We start from the raw sequence: 832 nt of genomic DNA, 5'->3' as shown, positions 1-832 counted from the left end.
CCCCCATTTATCACAAAACCGTTAACTCTCCGCGAGGATTCCGTAATCCCTCCCCTTGTAATCTGATGCCATCGACAGCAACCGGATCGGTGGCAAAAATGATTAACAGACGTAATTTCCTGCTGGGCAGTGGCGCGGTATCTGCCGCGGCCATGATGGGGCTGGTCCCGTCACTGTTTTCCCGCAATGCCGGCGCGCAGGTAAAACCTGCGAAATTCGAAATCATGCTGACGGATGCCCAGTGGCATCAGCGCCTCAGCGATGATCAGTACCGTATTTTGCGCGAAGCAGGCACCGAACGTCCTTATTCCAGTCCGTTAAACAACGAACATCGTGCGGGCGAGTTTGCCTGCGCAGGCTGCAACCTTGCTCTTTTCTCTTCAGCGACCAAATTCGACAGCCATACCGGCTGGCCGAGTTTCTGGCAACCTCTTGCCGATGCGGCGCAAACCAGCCGGGACACCTCGCTGGGTATGGTGCGCGATGAAGTGCATTGCCGCCGGTGTGGCGGCCATCTGGGACATGTGTTTGATGACGGTCCGCAACCGACCGGTCTGCGTTATTGCATGAACGGGCTGGCGATGACGTTCACCCCTAAAGCTTAATCTGGCAGGAAATTGACTATGAAAATTGCATCGAAAAACCGGCGTAACTTTCGCCACTACAGCCTTATCGCCGGGCTGATGCTGGCGTCTGCGTTCGTGTTCGAAAATAATGCCTGGTCATGGGGCGGGGGGCTGAACCGGCGGTCGTGATCCCGGCACCGGCAAAAGATGAGCCAGCAGGCACTGCACACAGCGAAACCGCGCTGTTTGCCGGCGGATGTTTCTGG

2 protein-coding genes are annotated in these 832 nt (G+C 56.6%); both read left to right on the top strand.

Features of this window, described 5'->3' with window-relative positions; translation table 11 throughout:
* On the top strand, positions 1 to 605 hold a 605-nt coding region (gene msrB, locus UC14_RS26525), incomplete at its 5' end, for a peptide-methionine (R)-S-oxide reductase MsrB (protein WP_232829750.1).
* 18 nt (positions 606 to 623) lie between these two features.
* Positions 624 to 755 (top strand): hypothetical protein, encoded by a 132-nt coding sequence (locus UC14_RS27310; protein WP_255563220.1) that lies wholly within the window; start codon positions 624 to 626, stop codon positions 753 to 755.
* Positions 756 to 832 lie beyond the last annotated feature (77 nt).

Origin of the sequence: Rahnella sp. NRRL B-41462, from assembly GCF_003263525.1 — a bacterium.
In the GTDB taxonomy this organism is placed as follows: domain Bacteria; phylum Pseudomonadota; class Gammaproteobacteria; order Enterobacterales; family Enterobacteriaceae; genus Rahnella; species Rahnella aceris.
The sequence above is the reverse complement of the archived record's forward strand: the minus strand, read 5'-3'. Positions and strand labels throughout refer to the sequence as shown.